The organism is Marinobacter sp. THAF197a, from assembly GCF_009363275.1.
In the GTDB taxonomy this organism is placed as follows: domain Bacteria; phylum Pseudomonadota; class Gammaproteobacteria; order Pseudomonadales; family Oleiphilaceae; genus Marinobacter.
In genome coordinates this window covers 2,781,305-2,795,265 of record NZ_CP045324.1, presented here as the reverse complement: position 1 = coordinate 2,795,265, position 13,961 = coordinate 2,781,305, and the positions used below count along the sequence as shown (strand labels likewise).

9 protein-coding genes are annotated in these 13,961 nt (G+C 57.3%); 5 read left to right on the top strand and 4 right to left on the bottom strand.

What is annotated here, in order from left to right; genetic code table 11:
- Nucleotides 1-187: 187 nt before the first annotated feature.
- Both FIV08_RS12980 and FIV08_RS12975 read left to right on the top strand, forming a co-directional pair.
- On the top strand, nt 188-2,671 hold the full coding sequence (locus FIV08_RS12980; protein WP_228715416.1) for a membrane dipeptidase: 2,484 nt from the start codon (nt 188-190) through the stop codon (nt 2,669-2,671).
- An 84-nt stretch (nt 2,672-2,755) separates the two neighbouring features.
- Nucleotides 2,756-5,728 (top strand): parallel beta-helix domain-containing protein, encoded by a 2,973-nt coding sequence (locus FIV08_RS12975; protein ID WP_152438625.1) that lies wholly within the window; start codon nt 2,756-2,758, stop codon nt 5,726-5,728.
- Nucleotides 5,729-5,790: 62 nt separating this feature from the next.
- Here the strand turns inward: FIV08_RS12975 and FIV08_RS12970 are convergent, their stop codons facing one another.
- The 4 genes from FIV08_RS12970 to FIV08_RS12955 form a co-directional block, all read right to left on the bottom strand.
- A complete protein-coding gene (locus FIV08_RS12970) occupies nt 5,791-7,347 on the bottom strand; it encodes a methyl-accepting chemotaxis protein (protein WP_152438624.1) in 1,557 nt (518 codons plus the stop codon).
- A gap of 212 nt (nt 7,348-7,559) precedes the next feature.
- Nucleotides 7,560-9,554, bottom strand: a complete 1,995-nt coding sequence (locus tag FIV08_RS12965) for an Ig-like domain-containing protein (protein WP_152438623.1) — start codon at nt 9,552-9,554, stop codon at nt 7,560-7,562.
- Nucleotides 9,555-9,569: 15 nt separating this feature from the next.
- Nucleotides 9,570-10,661, bottom strand: coding sequence for an OmpA family protein (locus FIV08_RS12960; RefSeq protein ID WP_152438622.1), 1,092 nt, complete (start codon nt 10,659-10,661; stop codon nt 9,570-9,572).
- A 174-nt stretch (nt 10,662-10,835) separates the two neighbouring features.
- Complete coding sequence (locus FIV08_RS12955; RefSeq protein WP_152438621.1) at nt 10,836-11,432, bottom strand: hypothetical protein; 597 nt, start codon at nt 11,430-11,432, stop codon at nt 10,836-10,838.
- A gap of 220 nt (nt 11,433-11,652) precedes the next feature.
- Between FIV08_RS12955 and FIV08_RS12950 the strand changes: the two genes are divergently transcribed.
- The 3 genes from FIV08_RS12950 to FIV08_RS12940 all read left to right on the top strand — a co-directional run bounded on the left by FIV08_RS12950 (nt 11,653) and on the right by FIV08_RS12940 (nt 13,905).
- The gene (locus FIV08_RS12950; RefSeq protein ID WP_106695067.1) at nt 11,653-13,020 is read left to right on the top strand and encodes a hypothetical protein; all 1,368 of its coding nucleotides are present in this window, start codon (nt 11,653-11,655) and stop codon (nt 13,018-13,020) included.
- A 174-nt stretch (nt 13,021-13,194) separates the two neighbouring features.
- Nucleotides 13,195-13,416, top strand: a complete 222-nt coding sequence (locus FIV08_RS12945; RefSeq protein ID WP_152438620.1) for a hypothetical protein — start codon at nt 13,195-13,197, stop codon at nt 13,414-13,416.
- Between the two features lie 48 nt (nt 13,417-13,464).
- Nucleotides 13,465-13,905, top strand: a complete 441-nt coding sequence (locus FIV08_RS12940) for a TadE/TadG family type IV pilus assembly protein (RefSeq protein WP_152438619.1) — start codon at nt 13,465-13,467, stop codon at nt 13,903-13,905.
- Nucleotides 13,906-13,961: the final 56 nt, after the last annotated feature.

Here is a 13,961-nt window from a genome sequence, read left to right as displayed (position 1 = left end):
GCCCCGGTCGGGGCGGGCTCTTCCTTCCCCCTCCCTGTTCATCAACTTTCCCCGCGCCTAAAAGATTGGCCCGCAATGCCTCTTTGTAAGACGTGACGTCTTGTTATTTTTGGTTAATAATTAAGCATAAGATATGTAGTGCGATACGAAAACAAGAAGGACTCGAAGTCCGTAAAGGAGACATAACGTGGCCATTTTAGCGCGCCAGCGTCTGCTGGTTTCGGCGGTTTGTGCAAGTTCCATACTTCTGTTGTCCGCCTGTGGTGGCGGCGGTGGTGATTCTTCTCCAACGGCAACCCCAAATAACGAGCAGCGCCCGGGTTCCGGTAATTCAGCCCCCGACCTGCCACCAGGCAAGACAACCAAACCTTATGCCTACGAAAACACCCGCTTTGCCTTTGCCAACGGTTGCTACAACCTGAAGGCCGACGGCCGGTTTATCTCGGAAAGCACGGGCGAGACCTACGGCGTAACCAATAACGCCAGTCAGGCTGCCCGTTTCTATCTGCGGCCTACCGAACTCGGTGCCTATCTGTTGATGTCGGATTATCAGCGCGAAGCCGGCCAAGCTGGGCAATTTGAACTGCTGGGCATCAGTGATCCCGGTGGCGAATTTCTGGATACCACCGGCATGTTCATTGGCGAGCTAAGCTATCTGGTGGCCGGGTTGGGGGATACCACTAATTTATTGTTAGACCCGATTGCCCCGCTGGGCGGGTTGCTGCGGGAACTGGGTGAAAGCCTGGAATACGCTGGGGACCAGCTGGCCAATACAGACGTGCGCCCGGCGCTGGCAACGGTAGATAGCCCGAACGATCTGGCGGTCTGGAAGCTCAACAAGCTGCAAGACAGTGAGTATACGCTCACCTCTGCCGTCACCGGGTTGATGCTGGGCGCCTCGGAAGAGGGTTTAACCCTGTCGTCACCATCGTTGCGTGATACCAGCAATGCCTTCACTTTTGAGCCAGCCCAAGGTTGTGCTGATTACCCCGAAGCCGACCTCAGTCTGGAAGTGGCCGACAAGCGCGGCCCGGCGGTGTACCTGAGAGAGGTTGACCGCTTCAAAAACATTAAAGGCATTGATAACGACGATATCTTCGGGTACGTAGACACTCACTCCCACATCTCGGCCTATGAATTCATCGGCGGCCGCGTTAATTATGGCGCTCCGTTCCATAAATTCGGCGTTACCCATGCCCTGGAAAACTGTGAGGTAGCCCATGGTCCCTGGGGTACCACAGGCTTCCTGGAGCTCGTTACCAGTGGCACCGGGCCCCACGACACCCAGGGATGGCCAACCTTCAACGATTGGCCTCGCTTCAATTCCCTGCAACACCATCAGAGTTACTACCGCTGGTTAGAGCGAGCCCATTACTCCGGCATGAAAATCCTGGTCAACCATCTGGTTCATAACGAAGTGCTCTGCGGCATCAACCCCCAGAAGCAGAATGACTGCGACCCCATGGAAGCCATCCTGCTGCAAATCCAGCGCATGTATGAAATGCAGAACTACATAGACGCGCAGCACGGCGGTCCCGGTGAAGGCTGGTTCCAGATTGTCACCAGCCCGGCGCAGGCCAGGGAAGTGATCGGTGAGGGCAAGATGGCTGTGGTGCTGGGCATCGAGATGTCGAAAGTCATGCGCTGCGGCGAGTTCATGGGCGTCCCCGAATGCACCGCGCAAGACATCGTGGAGCGACTGGACCAGCTCTATCAACTGGGGGTTCGTAACATGTTCCCCGTGCACAAATTCGACAACGCGTTCGGCGGCCATCTGCCGGACCTTTCCTCCGGTATTGGTATCGGTGCCGTGCTCTATGGCGGCAACCTGCTGGAAACCGGTCATCCCATCGAATTTGAAGAGTGCCCGGAAGGCACCGAATACGTCGGCGACGAAACCGATCAGAATGCCGACATGCAGGCCTTTGGCATCCTGGATCAGTTGCTGTTCCAGATTGACTACCTGGGCGACCGCTTCCCGGAAACACCTGAAGAACTCAAAGCCCTGGACCCACGCCAGGGCACCGGACACCTGTGTAACCGTCGTGGCCTCACAGACCTGGGCGACTTCCTCATCCAGGAACTGGTCCGCCGAAAGATGATGATCGAAACCGACCACATCAGCCGCAAAGCCGCTGCCCGTATCCTCGACATCACTCAGAAGCTGGGATATCCGGTGATCAACAGCCACGGCGGCTGGGGTGGCACCGAAGCCCTGCGAGACCGTATCGCCGCCCAGGGTGGCATCACCGCCTCGTTCGGTGGCACTCGTGAAGACTGGGTCGATAAGCTGGTCCGGGATGGCAACCGCCCACGCCCGGACGACCAGAAAGTGGGCCCCTTCGGCGGCGCTGGCTTTGCCTCTGACGTCAACGGCATCGCCCAGCTTGCCAACAACCCCGGCAGCGCCGAAGACGAAGCCAGGCTGTACCCGTTCACCTCCGTGGATGGCCGCGTGGTGTTCCACAAACAAAAAACCGGCGACCGGGAATTCGGCCTCTACGACGGCCGAGGCGTGGCCCACTACGGCCTCTACCCAGACCAGATCGCCGACATGATGCTCCACTCGGACCGCCCGCAAGAGCTGATCGACGACGCCGTCAACCAACTCTTCACCTCGGCCGAAGCCTACCTGCGCATGTGGGAACGCATCGAAAACGCCCCGCTATGAAATTGGGGTCAGACCCCCGGACATTTCGCACCACCAAATGTCTTGGGGTCTGACCCCAAAAATATAAGAAGAAGGATAATTGCCATGATACAGAGACTGAGAACGTCAGGTTTTGCGGTGCTGGGGATCAGCGCAGTGCTGCTGTTGTCCGGTTGTTTTGGCGGGTCGTCGGGTAATGACCGGACCGATGCCAACCGGCCGGGCCAGGAAACGGAGCAACCGCCAAGGTTCAGTGAAGGCCGGGTGTTCCAGGTGGCGCCTGGTGAACAGGCCACGGAAGACATGGTGGCGGCGATGATTCAGCTGCGCCCTGGCGATAGCCTGGAATTCGGTTGTGGCTATTTCGAGCTTTACCATGGCCTGCTGATCCAGGCCACGGAAGACGTGGAGATTCGCGGTTGCGGCAAGGATGAGACCGTGCTGAATTTCCGCAACAGCGACAACGTGACCGGTCTGGAAGTGTTGAATGTAAGGGGCATTACCGTGAAGGATCTCACCATCCTGGATTCCCCGGGCGATGCCTTCAAGCTGAAGGGCGTCAAGTGGGGCACCCTGCTCAATGTCCGCGCTATCTGGTCCGGTGGCGGTGAGCCTATCACCAGGGATAACGTCGCCAGCCGGCTGCACGTGGAGTGCACCAGCCCGCCATTCAACGAGGGCGACCCAACGCCGGATTACGTGCCCAGTGCCTCCAGTGGCCGTTACGGTATCTACCCCGTGGAGTCGGAAAACATTCTGGTGGATAACTCCGAATCCATCGGCGCCTCAGACGCCGGCATCTACGTTGGCCAGACCAATAACGCCATTATCCGCAACAGCCGCGCCGCCTATAACGTCATGGGTTTCGAGATCGAAAACGTGCAGGGCGGGGAATACGACAGCAACCTGGCGGAATGCAACACCGGAGGTTTCCTGATCTACGACCTGGAAAACATCACCCAGTACGGCGACACCTCGGTGATGCTCAATAACATCTCCCGTAACAACAACACCTACAACTTTGCCCCCAGCGGCATCGTCTCTGCGGTACCCCGGGGCACCGGGTTCATCACCCTGGGTTACGACAACATCGAGATATACAACAACCTCTTCGAAGACAACAGCACCGCAGCGATCATCTACACCAGCTACGAGCTGATCGACGGCAAGGGCAAAACCTCAGACAAAAAGCTGGACCCCTACACCGAAGGCCTTCACATTCACAACAACGTAATGAAGAACTCCGGCTACGATCTGCCGCCGCCCAATCTGGAAAAAGTGCTGGTGGAGGGCGAGGTGGAAACCGTGCTGCCCACACTCATCGGCATCAAGAACATCAACCGGCCGGGGAAGGGCGCCCATATTGTCTGGGACGGACTGTTGGATGAGCTGGATGCCGATTGCCCCTACCCGGTGGATGCCAATGGCCAGCCAGTGCCGAAAAAAGCCAATGGCAAGCCGATTCATACCAACGAGCACCCCAACCCCGAGTGCCTGTACAACGCCTACAAATTTGACAACCAGGGCAACCGTAAACTGCCGGAATGGGGCGCCTGTATTCACAGCAACGAGTTTTCCAGCGACAGCCTTGCCTACATGAACTTCCACGGCACCCGCGGCCTTGAGCTGTTATTTGCGGCAATGGACCCAGACCCATCACTGCTCTCCTGGCAGAGCCTGAGCGACATCCTCACCGGCCCGACTGAATTCTTTGCCGATTCGGATATGAGCGTACACGACTGCCAGGCCCGCTTCGGCCGCACCCTGGCCAGCCTGCCCCGGGTGACCATTCCCCCGTTTGAGCGCAGTGGAGGCATAGATCCAGCACCTTCCGAAGAATTCATCAACCAGCTGTGTGAAGCGCCGGTTGCCGACGGCCAGATCAACCGCGAGGCCCTGGCCGTGGATTGCCCCAGACTGGACCAGTACAACCTGTTTGCAGACGCACAGGATCCCCGGAGCATGCCCCACGAAGGCGGTGTGCCGTTTGTCCTCAATTCCAAGCTGTTCTCAGACTATGCCACCAAGTACCGGGTCGCATTCATCCCGCCCGGCACCAAAGCGTTGTATGTGGATGGCCAGAACGGCGGTAACCTGAACGGCACCATTCACTTCCCCACTGGCACCGTGATCGCTAAAACCTTCGCCTTTACCGACGAAAGCAAGGGTACAGAGGAACTGGTGGAAACCCGCCTGTTAATCAAGCGCACCTCCCAGAGTGGCAAGGCGGTGTGGAGTGGCCCCACCTATAGCTGGACAACGGATGCCAATGGCCAGAAAGTAGCGAAGCTGGTCCCCGGTGGCGAAACCCGCAGCGTGAGCTGGCACTATCAAGACCAGCACACCGGCAAACTGCTGGCCGGATCCACAGACAGCTATGCCATTCCCAACCAGAACCAGTGCATCACCTGTCATTCCAATGACGATCAGGAAGCGGGCGCTGCCCCCATCGGCCCCAAACCCCGCAACCTGAACCGGGCTTATCGACCGGAATCGGAGTTCATGGGCACCGCAGGGCAGGGCGGCTTCCCCCGGGTGAACCAATTGCAGTACTGGAAGGACCAGGGCTTGCTGGCCAACGCACCGCCCCTGCAGATCGATGGTCGCGGCGTGGCCACCAACATCGAACGCTTGCCCCATTGGAACGTACCGGGCGACAGCGGCGCGGCCAGTGGCTCGGATGAAGACGTGGAAGCCCGCCTGCGGGCCTACCTGGAAGTGAATTGCCAGCACTGCCACAACGACAAAGGCGCGGCCTCTAATACCGGCTACTACCTGGACCACTACCGCAAGATCGACGCCGGCTACGGCATCTGCAAGAAACCCACCGCCACCGGCGGCGGCTCCTGCGGCCGGCAACATGTCGTCGTACCAGGTGATCCAGGGCGCTCCATCGTCTCCTGCCGAGTGGAAGACGCCAGCGACCCCCAGCGCAAAATGCCGCCCATCGCCAAAAGCGTCAGCCACACCGAAGCCGTCGAGCTGCTGAACTACTGGATCGGCCAGGTTGTGGACTCCGGTTACGACAACGCCGAAGCCTGCGGCGGCTCCGGCATCTTCCAGTCCATCACCCCCTGAAATTGGGGTCAGACCCCCGGACATTTCGCACCATCAAATGTCCTGGGGTCTGACCCCAACTTTTATTTGAAGCGGACGACCAGCTCGTGCAGGTCTTTGGCGATGTCGCCCATCTCGCGCACGCTTTGGGTGGATTCCTCGCCCTTGACCAGGTTCTGTTCCGCCATATTTGAGATGCGTTCCACCTGTTCGTTGATCTGATCAGACACCTGCGCCTGCTCTTCAACGGCGGTAGCCATCTGCAGGGCCATTTCAGCGATAGTGACCACATACTCGGCTATGTCTGACAGGCTTGCCTGGGCTTCGAGCATCTTTTCCAGGCCATTATCAGCGGCTGTCACGCCGGTTTCGGCGACCTGCACCGATTGCTCGGATTTGCCAATGAGTTCGGAAACCACACCATGAATCTCCTTGGTCGATTCCCGGGTTCGGCGGGCCAGGTTGCGCACTTCATCGGCCACCACCGCAAAGCCCCGGCCGTGTTCACCAGCCCGTGCTGCCTCGATGGCGGCATTCAGGGCAAGCAGGTTGGTCTGTTCGGCGATGTCTTCGATAATTTTCGCGGCAGAGGCAATCCGGTGGGTTTGCTGGGCCAGATCGTTAACCGATTGGCCGATGTTGTGTACGGTCTGCTTCAAATTCTCGACGGCGGCCCGGGTAGAGTTGATGGTGGCAACACCCTGATCAGACGCCTGGCGGGCGTTGTCCGCCTTGTCGGCAGTCAACTGCACATTCTGTGAAACCTCACCGATGGTCACCGACATCTCATGAATGGCAGCCGCCACCTGTTCGGTTTCCTGCTGCTGTTTCTGCATGTTTTGCTGGGTGTCGTGGGCTATTTCAAGGTCCCGCGTGGTGTGCGACCTCATCGCCGCAGATGAATCCTCCAGTCGGGTTAGCACCGCGTCCAGGTGCGCCTTCTGAGCCATAACCGCTACTTTTAGCCGGCCGAGGCCGAGCCCGGCATCGGTATAAGTTTGTGCCGCCAGATCGCTGGTGAAGGTCTTGCCCATTTGTTCCATTACGGAGGTGATCAGATTCGATTGCGACACCGTTGCCCAGACATGCCGACCAACCAGGACAAATGCCAGTAAGCCCGTGGCCCCGGCAACCTGCCCGGCACCGTAGAGGAGGGCCGCAGCAACCAGCGCAGTGCCGACAAGGATATGCGGAATAGCGGATGCATAGCCCCGAAGTTTCAGTGCCGGCTTACCCGCCCGAATACTGGCGTACAGTTTCTCGGCCCGGGCCACATCCTCCCGGGCGGGGCAAGAGCGAACCGACTCGTACCCGATGACCTCCCCGTTTTCGGTCACTGGTGTGACGTAGGCGCTCACCCAGTAAAAATCGCCGTTTTTGCATCGATTCTTCACCAATCCCATCCAGGGCTTGCCGGCTTTCAGACACCCCCACATCTCGGCATAGGCCTCCGGCGGCATATCCGGGTGGCGAACAATATTGTGGGGCTGGCCAATCAGCTCTTCACGGTTGAAGCCACTGACGTCAACGAATGCTTTATTACAGTGCCGGATCTTGCCTTTCAGGTCGGTGGAAGAAATCAACTTCTGGCTGGGCGAGAAGGTGCGCTCGGTGTTGGTAACAGGAAGGTTCTTTCGCATAAGCACTCCGTAAAGCGCACTTTAGTTATAAGGTAATTCCCAACAACAATAACGGCACTGCTTAAGTCTTCCGTAGGACTAAATTGTAAGAAATTGTGCAGCGACCGTAATAGACGGAGATCAATTGGTGTGATCAAAAAACAAACAATGGGGTCAGACCCCAAGACATTTGATGGTGCCAAATGTCCGGGGGTCTGACCCCAAAGGTGGGATTAGAAGTTGAAGAAGTCGCCGAACAGGCCTGCGAAGGTTTCCGGCAGTTCGGTCAGGTTGCTTGGGTCGAACAGGTCGCCCAGAGCCATCAGTTCCTCGATCAGGTCGCCAATCACCGGCAGGTCACCTTCGCCGAAGTTTGCCGGGTCCAGCAGGGTGAGGAGGTCACCCAGCAGGGGTAGGTCTTCCGGCTCAAAAGGTGTGTCCATCTCGAACAGATTTTGCAGTCTTTCGATGAACTCATCTGCCAGCCCAAACTCTCCACCGTCCGGGAAGCCGCCGGCATCCAGCAGGCCGATCAACTGACCAATCAGGGGCAGGTCTTCAGGGCTCGGCATGCCGCCATTTCCGCCCTCTTCAGGGGCGAGCGCCAGCAAGGTGTCGAACAGGGCGCCGCCCAGATTCAGAACACCGTTGGGGCCAACGAAGGTTTCGAAGCCGTCCAGAACGGTGATGGAAGCCAGGCCGCCAAGGTCAACCCTCACCAGGGAGCCCTGCAGCAGGCCAATATCGGCCAGTGCCTTGGCATCCTGTTGGTTGGTCAGTTCGCCCAGTACCGGGATCTGCGAGGTGGCATCCAACACCATCATAAGGCCATCCTCCAGCGGAGAGGGCAGTGGCAGGCCGTTGTCATCCACCAGGCGAAGTTGCAGCAAGCCCCGGTCGTTTTCCTCGAAAAGGTCGGCCAGCTCAGGCGGAACGGTGCTCAGGTCGCCGGAGGACAAGCCCTCAATCAGGCCAAGCAGCAGGTCAGGAACCTGTTCCGGGTTACCGCCAGTGAATGCGTCCGCCAGGGCAGTGATCTGGCTTTGGCCCAGGCCCAGATCCAGTGCCAGGGTGCAGTCAACGCCGGGCTCACCATTGTTTACCGATTTCGGATCACAAACGGCAATGACGCCGGTCAGGAAATTGAGGAAATCAACCCCATCCACGCTAGTAGTCGACATTCCGCCAAGCTGGGTGTCCCCGTTAATGGCATCTGCCAGGCCCTCAATCAGCGGCAGCTTCAGGATCAGTGCGTTGTCCAGGCTGTTAAGGCCATCCTCCGAATCGCCGAACGCCAGCGGGTCCAGCAGGGTTCCGCCCAGTTCGTTCAGGGCCGCGCCCAGCAGCGGGATCTGGTTGATAACGCCTTCATTCAGGGCCAGCACCAGGCCACCGGTTCGGAACACAACCGAATCCGTTGATTCCACACCATTGCCGGCAAGATCGGTAATGCCGTTGGTGGTGATGACGCGATAGTAGGTTTGCCCAGAGAGGTTCTGATCAGGCGTAAACTCAATCGAGTTGCCAGCCACACCGATGGCGCCGGAGACCACGCCCACAACATTGCCGTTATCGTCCAGTTCCTGAACAACAAAGGTATCTTCATTAACCGTAGTGGGGTCAACAGGCTCACTGAACTCCATGAATATGCGGGTATCAGGCGACGCCATGGTTTCGCCATTTTGTGGGCTGGAAGCCGCCACGGTCGGGCTGGTGGTGTCTTCTTGAGTAACGTCGCCTGTGGTAAAGCTGGCGGCATTTTGGGTGCCCAGGGTTTTAGCAGTGTCGTTATCCGGGCAATCGGCTTGCAGGCCAGACAAAGCTTCAATGGTGTGCTCGGTATTGGCGCTCAGATTGCCCTGTGGGTTCAGCACCACAGACTTGCCCATCACCCGGGGGCTGCCCTCTTCAAGCGCCACCTGGTTGACACCGTTGAGCAAGCGAACGTGGGCCGCCACACTGGCTGGGTCAATATTGGCGTTAAAGGTGATTCGCACATTGCTGTTCAGCGCCACATCGCTTGCGCCATCTGCCGGTACGAATTCCGTCACCGCAAAAGTGCTGCTTGAGGATGCGCAGAACTGCGCCTGCTCAGTCTGGTCCCGCGTCGGGTCCTGAGGTACGGAGACTCTCGGATCACCCGGGCCTTCACCACTGCCGCCGCAGCCTGCCAAGGCCAGTGATGAGGCAATACCCAATGCTGTCAAAGTGCGTTTTGTAATCGTCATGATCGCGTCCTCTGCTTATTTCTTCATGATTTCGGTGTGCTCGCCGGAGACAACGGCCTCCACTCGGCGGTTCTGTGCACGACCTTCCGGTGTGTCGTTCGAAGCAACGGGTTGGGATTCGCCCATACCTGATGTGGTAATCCGGTTGCGCATAATGCCGAATTCGTTGATCAGCACTTTCATCACCGCATCGGCGCGGCTCTTGGACAGCCGCTGGTTGTAGCTGGCGGAACCGGTGCTGTCGGTGTGGCCTTCCAGCAAGATCGTGGAAGTGGGGTATTGCTTCATCACCTTGGCCAGCTTTTCGATGTCCGGGTAGAAGGCTTCGCGTACTTCGGTTTTGTCCAGCTCGAACTCAACGTAAAGGGTCTCGCGAATTTCACGGGTCAGCTCTTTCGGACAGCCGTCGGCATCCACCAGGGCGCCCTGGGGTGTGTTCGGGCATTTATCCAGTTCGTCAATCACCCCATCGCCGTCAGAATCTTTTGGCGGAGCAATCACCGGCTCTCGCCGTGGCTCAATCTCGGAACTGGGAGCTGCGGGGAACTTGCGGTTGAACAGGTAGTGAATGCCGGCAAAGTACTGGCCGTCTACATAGCCGTCTTCCAGTTCGGTGCGGGCACGTACGCCGGCTTCAAACATGAAGCGGGGCGCCAGCATGCGCTGCAGGCCACCTTCCAGGTAGAGGCTGTCTTCGTTCTTGCTGCCACCACCATCAATATCCAGGTTGGTGTTGCTGTAGCCGCCGCCGGCGAACGGGCGCCAGCCACCCAGGCGGAATTTGCCGGGGTGAATGCGGCCACCCAATGAAAAGCGCCACAGTTCGAGATCGACCTTATTTACGCGGGTTTCCGGCTCGGCGTAGCTGGCCTGGCCGAACAGACTGAAATTGGGGTTGAACTGGTGGGTAATGTTAAGCCCGCCCTCCCAGTAATTGGCCAGGTTGTCCTCTACCGCGGATTTATTGCGGGAGTTGCCGGAGTCAACATAGCTGCCCTCCAGCCCGACAGAGGTGTAGCTGATCGGAAAGTTTTCAGAAGCGGCGGCCAGGCCGGGCGCAAGGGCGGCACCGAACAGTGCAGCTAGAGCCAGAATGCGTCGTTGCATGGATTATCTCCTTGTGATCTCAATGCAAAATCAGTATAAGTGGTATTATGCGATACTCAAACAAAAGATTACACAATTTCACGTTAATTGACACTCTGGCCCGAGCGGCTTGCTTTGCGCAGGGGTAGGGGGCGGCTTAATGGCCTTTTATGCAGTGGTGCAGCAGGGAAGGGGTCAGGCGTTTTTGGGCAAGGAGAAGCGAAGCGTTGTCTGCGGTGGGATCACGGTAATCTGGTCGTCCAGAATGGCGTCCAGGTTATAGATGGTGACGAACTTGGCGGTACCGAAGCGGGTGACGGCGTCATAGGCAATGGCCGTTAACTCCCGGTATGGGTCCAGCTCCACCAGTTTGTCCAGCAGGTCCATCCGGTTGGAAGGCTTGCGGGGGAAATCCTCACGGGGAGCGCATTCCGCGTTCAGCCACTGGTTCCATAACCGGTTAACGTCGTCCAGCACTTCCCGGTTGGCCCGCAGGGGCAAGTTGAGGAAGCGGCAAGCGTTGAAGGTGGACAGCTTCTGTTTATTGCTGTCCCAATCGCCAATATCGACTTTGATATCGGCAAAGCAGACGCCCAGGCCTGTCGATGCGCTTTCACGAACGGCAGCGCCGATCAGGCTGCCAGGGCCCTTGTTGCCATAGAGGAGGGTAATGCCTTTACGGGGAAGCTGAAAATCCGGCCCCTGAAAATAGTCAGGTTGGCAGATGGTGTATTCTGCAGGTTGCTGTTCGCCCTCGTAGAAGAAGAACGTTTTGGTACCAATGGCAGACACGGTGGCTTTACACTCCGGAAAATCAGCATGATGAAAGCCTGGGTAATGGTCAGCGCACTATTTTCTGCACCTCAGAGCGTTTGCTCAATGTCCATCAGAAGCACCCAGACTGTTCAGCTTCGTATGGTAACATTGAAAAAATATTATACAAAAACGAAAGCGTGCCATTTGTGATTCAGTGTGGATATTATCAATGAGTATTAAAGGATAAAGGCAGAGCATGGCAAGAAGCGAACTCACTCACCCGTCAAAACCGATCAACGGCCAATCCCTGATGAGCCTCAAAGCAGTGCTGGAGAGCTACCTAGGGGGCGGCGAAGTCCGTGATCTTGATCTGGCCATGCTGATGAATGTCCCGTTGAATCGGTTGAGCCAGCTTAAGCGAGCAAAAAGCTCTATCGAAACGGTCGGGCGAGACGTAACGCCCGATGAAACCCTGGGCCTGGCCGATGACGACGACGCGGTGGCCGAGCTTCCCGGATTGCGGCCAAGCCAGGCCATTTTGGTGCGATTGCTGCTGAAACACCCGGAGTGGGTACCCATTCCGTTGCGCCCCTCCCACCCGGAAGTGTTTTCCCTGTTGCAGCCGTTTATGCCGGGGGCTGATGGCAGAACACCCAACAAGGCGGGCTTTGCGCCTTTGTTTGGCCGCTCGTATATTTCTTCCTACAAACTACTGTCAGAGAGCGCTGACGGCTCCCAAGGGGCCGGTTTGCCCATCATTCGCCTGCAGCGCCTGGTGGTGGCCAAGTATGCGCGTGCATTCGCGGACGCACTCGCGGCATTGGCCAGCAAAACCCCAGAAGTGCCCGCTGATGTCCTGGCCACCGCAAAGAACCTGAATGGCTGGGCCCTGCTCCGCGAGCGGGATTCACTAACGGACTGGATGAATGATGAACTGCTGCTGAACTTCGAAAACGACGTGAATCAGCGCTTTCAGGTCTGGTTCAACGATCAATACCTTGGCATTCTGAAAGACGAGGCCGCCTCACGGGATACCAGTCCTGAGCAGGCGATCGAGAAAGGTAAATGGACCAACACCGAAGAGGTGTCTGACCAGAAACTGGCCTCCTATAGCCGCGCCCAACGCCCGATTCTGGGTCGCAGTGACAGCCCCTTCTCATTGTTCCGGGAAAGCTTTGGTCTCACCAGTGCCGAGGCATACTGGGTATTTGGTATTCAGGTAAAAGCCTTCTATCGATTCCGCCAGCGGGCGAACCAGCGTATCGATGCCCCTACCTCTATTCTCCTGCGTTATCTGTTCCGCTACCCGGACGATATCGATCTGTTCATGCCGGTACCGGCCTCTGGCCGCGACATTTTCGATGCCATCCAGCAGGAAGATCCGGACTTCAAGCTGAGCCAGCTGGCGCCTTTGTTCGGGGCATCCAGGGTAATGAGTTATGAATTTGCGGAGCCAGAGGCCGCTTGTCCATTCTTCGCCCGCCGCCTTGCCACCGTTTTCTGGCAGCAAAGGCAGAAAGGGGAACCAATCTACCGGGCCATGCGTGAGTGTGTAGAGGAGGAAGTTATCGCCCGTGGGCTGGACCTCGGGCAGTTCTGGCGGGATGGCCGTTGGCACAAATAGCCTTGAAACTTGGCATTTCGGGCAAATAACTTTACAAACCTTTTCAGTTATAAAGGTGTCAAGTGCGAATAATGCAGTTAGGATGAAAATGCATTCATGGAACGAAGGATCGAATGCGGTCAGTTATTCTGTACGCATCAAACAAGAACTGGTTTCATATAAAGAGGTCTGGCCATGAATAAATATAATATTAGAAACGCATTCTCCAAAGCATTTGCTGGCTCCCACCAAAAAGGTGCGTCATCCCTCGAATACCTCATGCTCGGGGCGGTCATTGTCATTATTCTGGGGGTGGTCATCGCAACCGCCGGCGACGAAGGCGGCATTGGCAGTAAAATAGTTGATACTTTCAACTCCCTGCTTGGCAACGCTCAGGATCAAGTAGACGCCAACTGATCAACAACTTGTTTGTGCGGTACAAGTATTGATTTGCATAGGTGCCTTATGACTATAAAAAAAGAAAAAGGCGTTATTGCTCTGGAGTTTCTTCTGGTCTTCCCCATGATTCTTGCAATCATCTACGGGGCGGCGGGATACGGGGTACTCTTCTATAACAAGTACCAGATGCAGGTAGCAGTAGACCGCGCCGCGTCCGCCGTATTCTCGCTGGACCGGAGGGAGTACAGCACCTTTGCAGACAACGCCGTAGCCTACAGCAGCGAAGTGCTTACAGTGCTGAGTGGTCGGTTGCCGGCAGCGGCCGCCGACCACCTTGCAACCCGCGAATGTGGTTTGGTCAACCATGGTGGTGTGCAGCTGCTGGAGTGTGTGTTGGTGGCAGATGCGGGCGACTCTTCCTTTATGCCCCAGGTGCGGTTTGCGGGCATTGGTGCGTTTCCGCCCATGCCCAGTCAGCTCACCGCCCGCTCCGCCATTGCGTTTTGAAATGACAAACCTTGCCCCTGCGCGGCAACTCTCATTGCGAACAATAAGGACAGACT

Coding starts and splice junctions, on each gene's coding strand:
- FIV08_RS12975 (WP_152438625.1), top strand. CDS start 2,756: ATGATACAGAGACTGAGAACGTCAGGTTTTGCGGTGCTGGGGATCAGC.
- FIV08_RS12970 (WP_152438624.1), bottom strand. CDS start 7,347: ATGCGAAAGAACCTTCCTGTTACCAACACCGAGCGCACCTTCTCGCCC.
- FIV08_RS12965 (WP_152438623.1), bottom strand. CDS start 9,554: ATGACGATTACAAAACGCACTTTGACAGCATTGGGTATTGCCTCATCA.
- FIV08_RS12960 (WP_152438622.1), bottom strand. CDS start 10,661: ATGCAACGACGCATTCTGGCTCTAGCTGCACTGTTCGGTGCCGCCCTT.
- FIV08_RS12950 (WP_106695067.1), top strand. CDS start 11,653: ATGGCAAGAAGCGAACTCACTCACCCGTCAAAACCGATCAACGGCCAA.
- FIV08_RS12945 (WP_152438620.1), top strand. CDS start 13,195: ATGAATAAATATAATATTAGAAACGCATTCTCCAAAGCATTTGCTGGC.
- FIV08_RS12940 (WP_152438619.1), top strand. CDS start 13,465: ATGACTATAAAAAAAGAAAAAGGCGTTATTGCTCTGGAGTTTCTTCTG.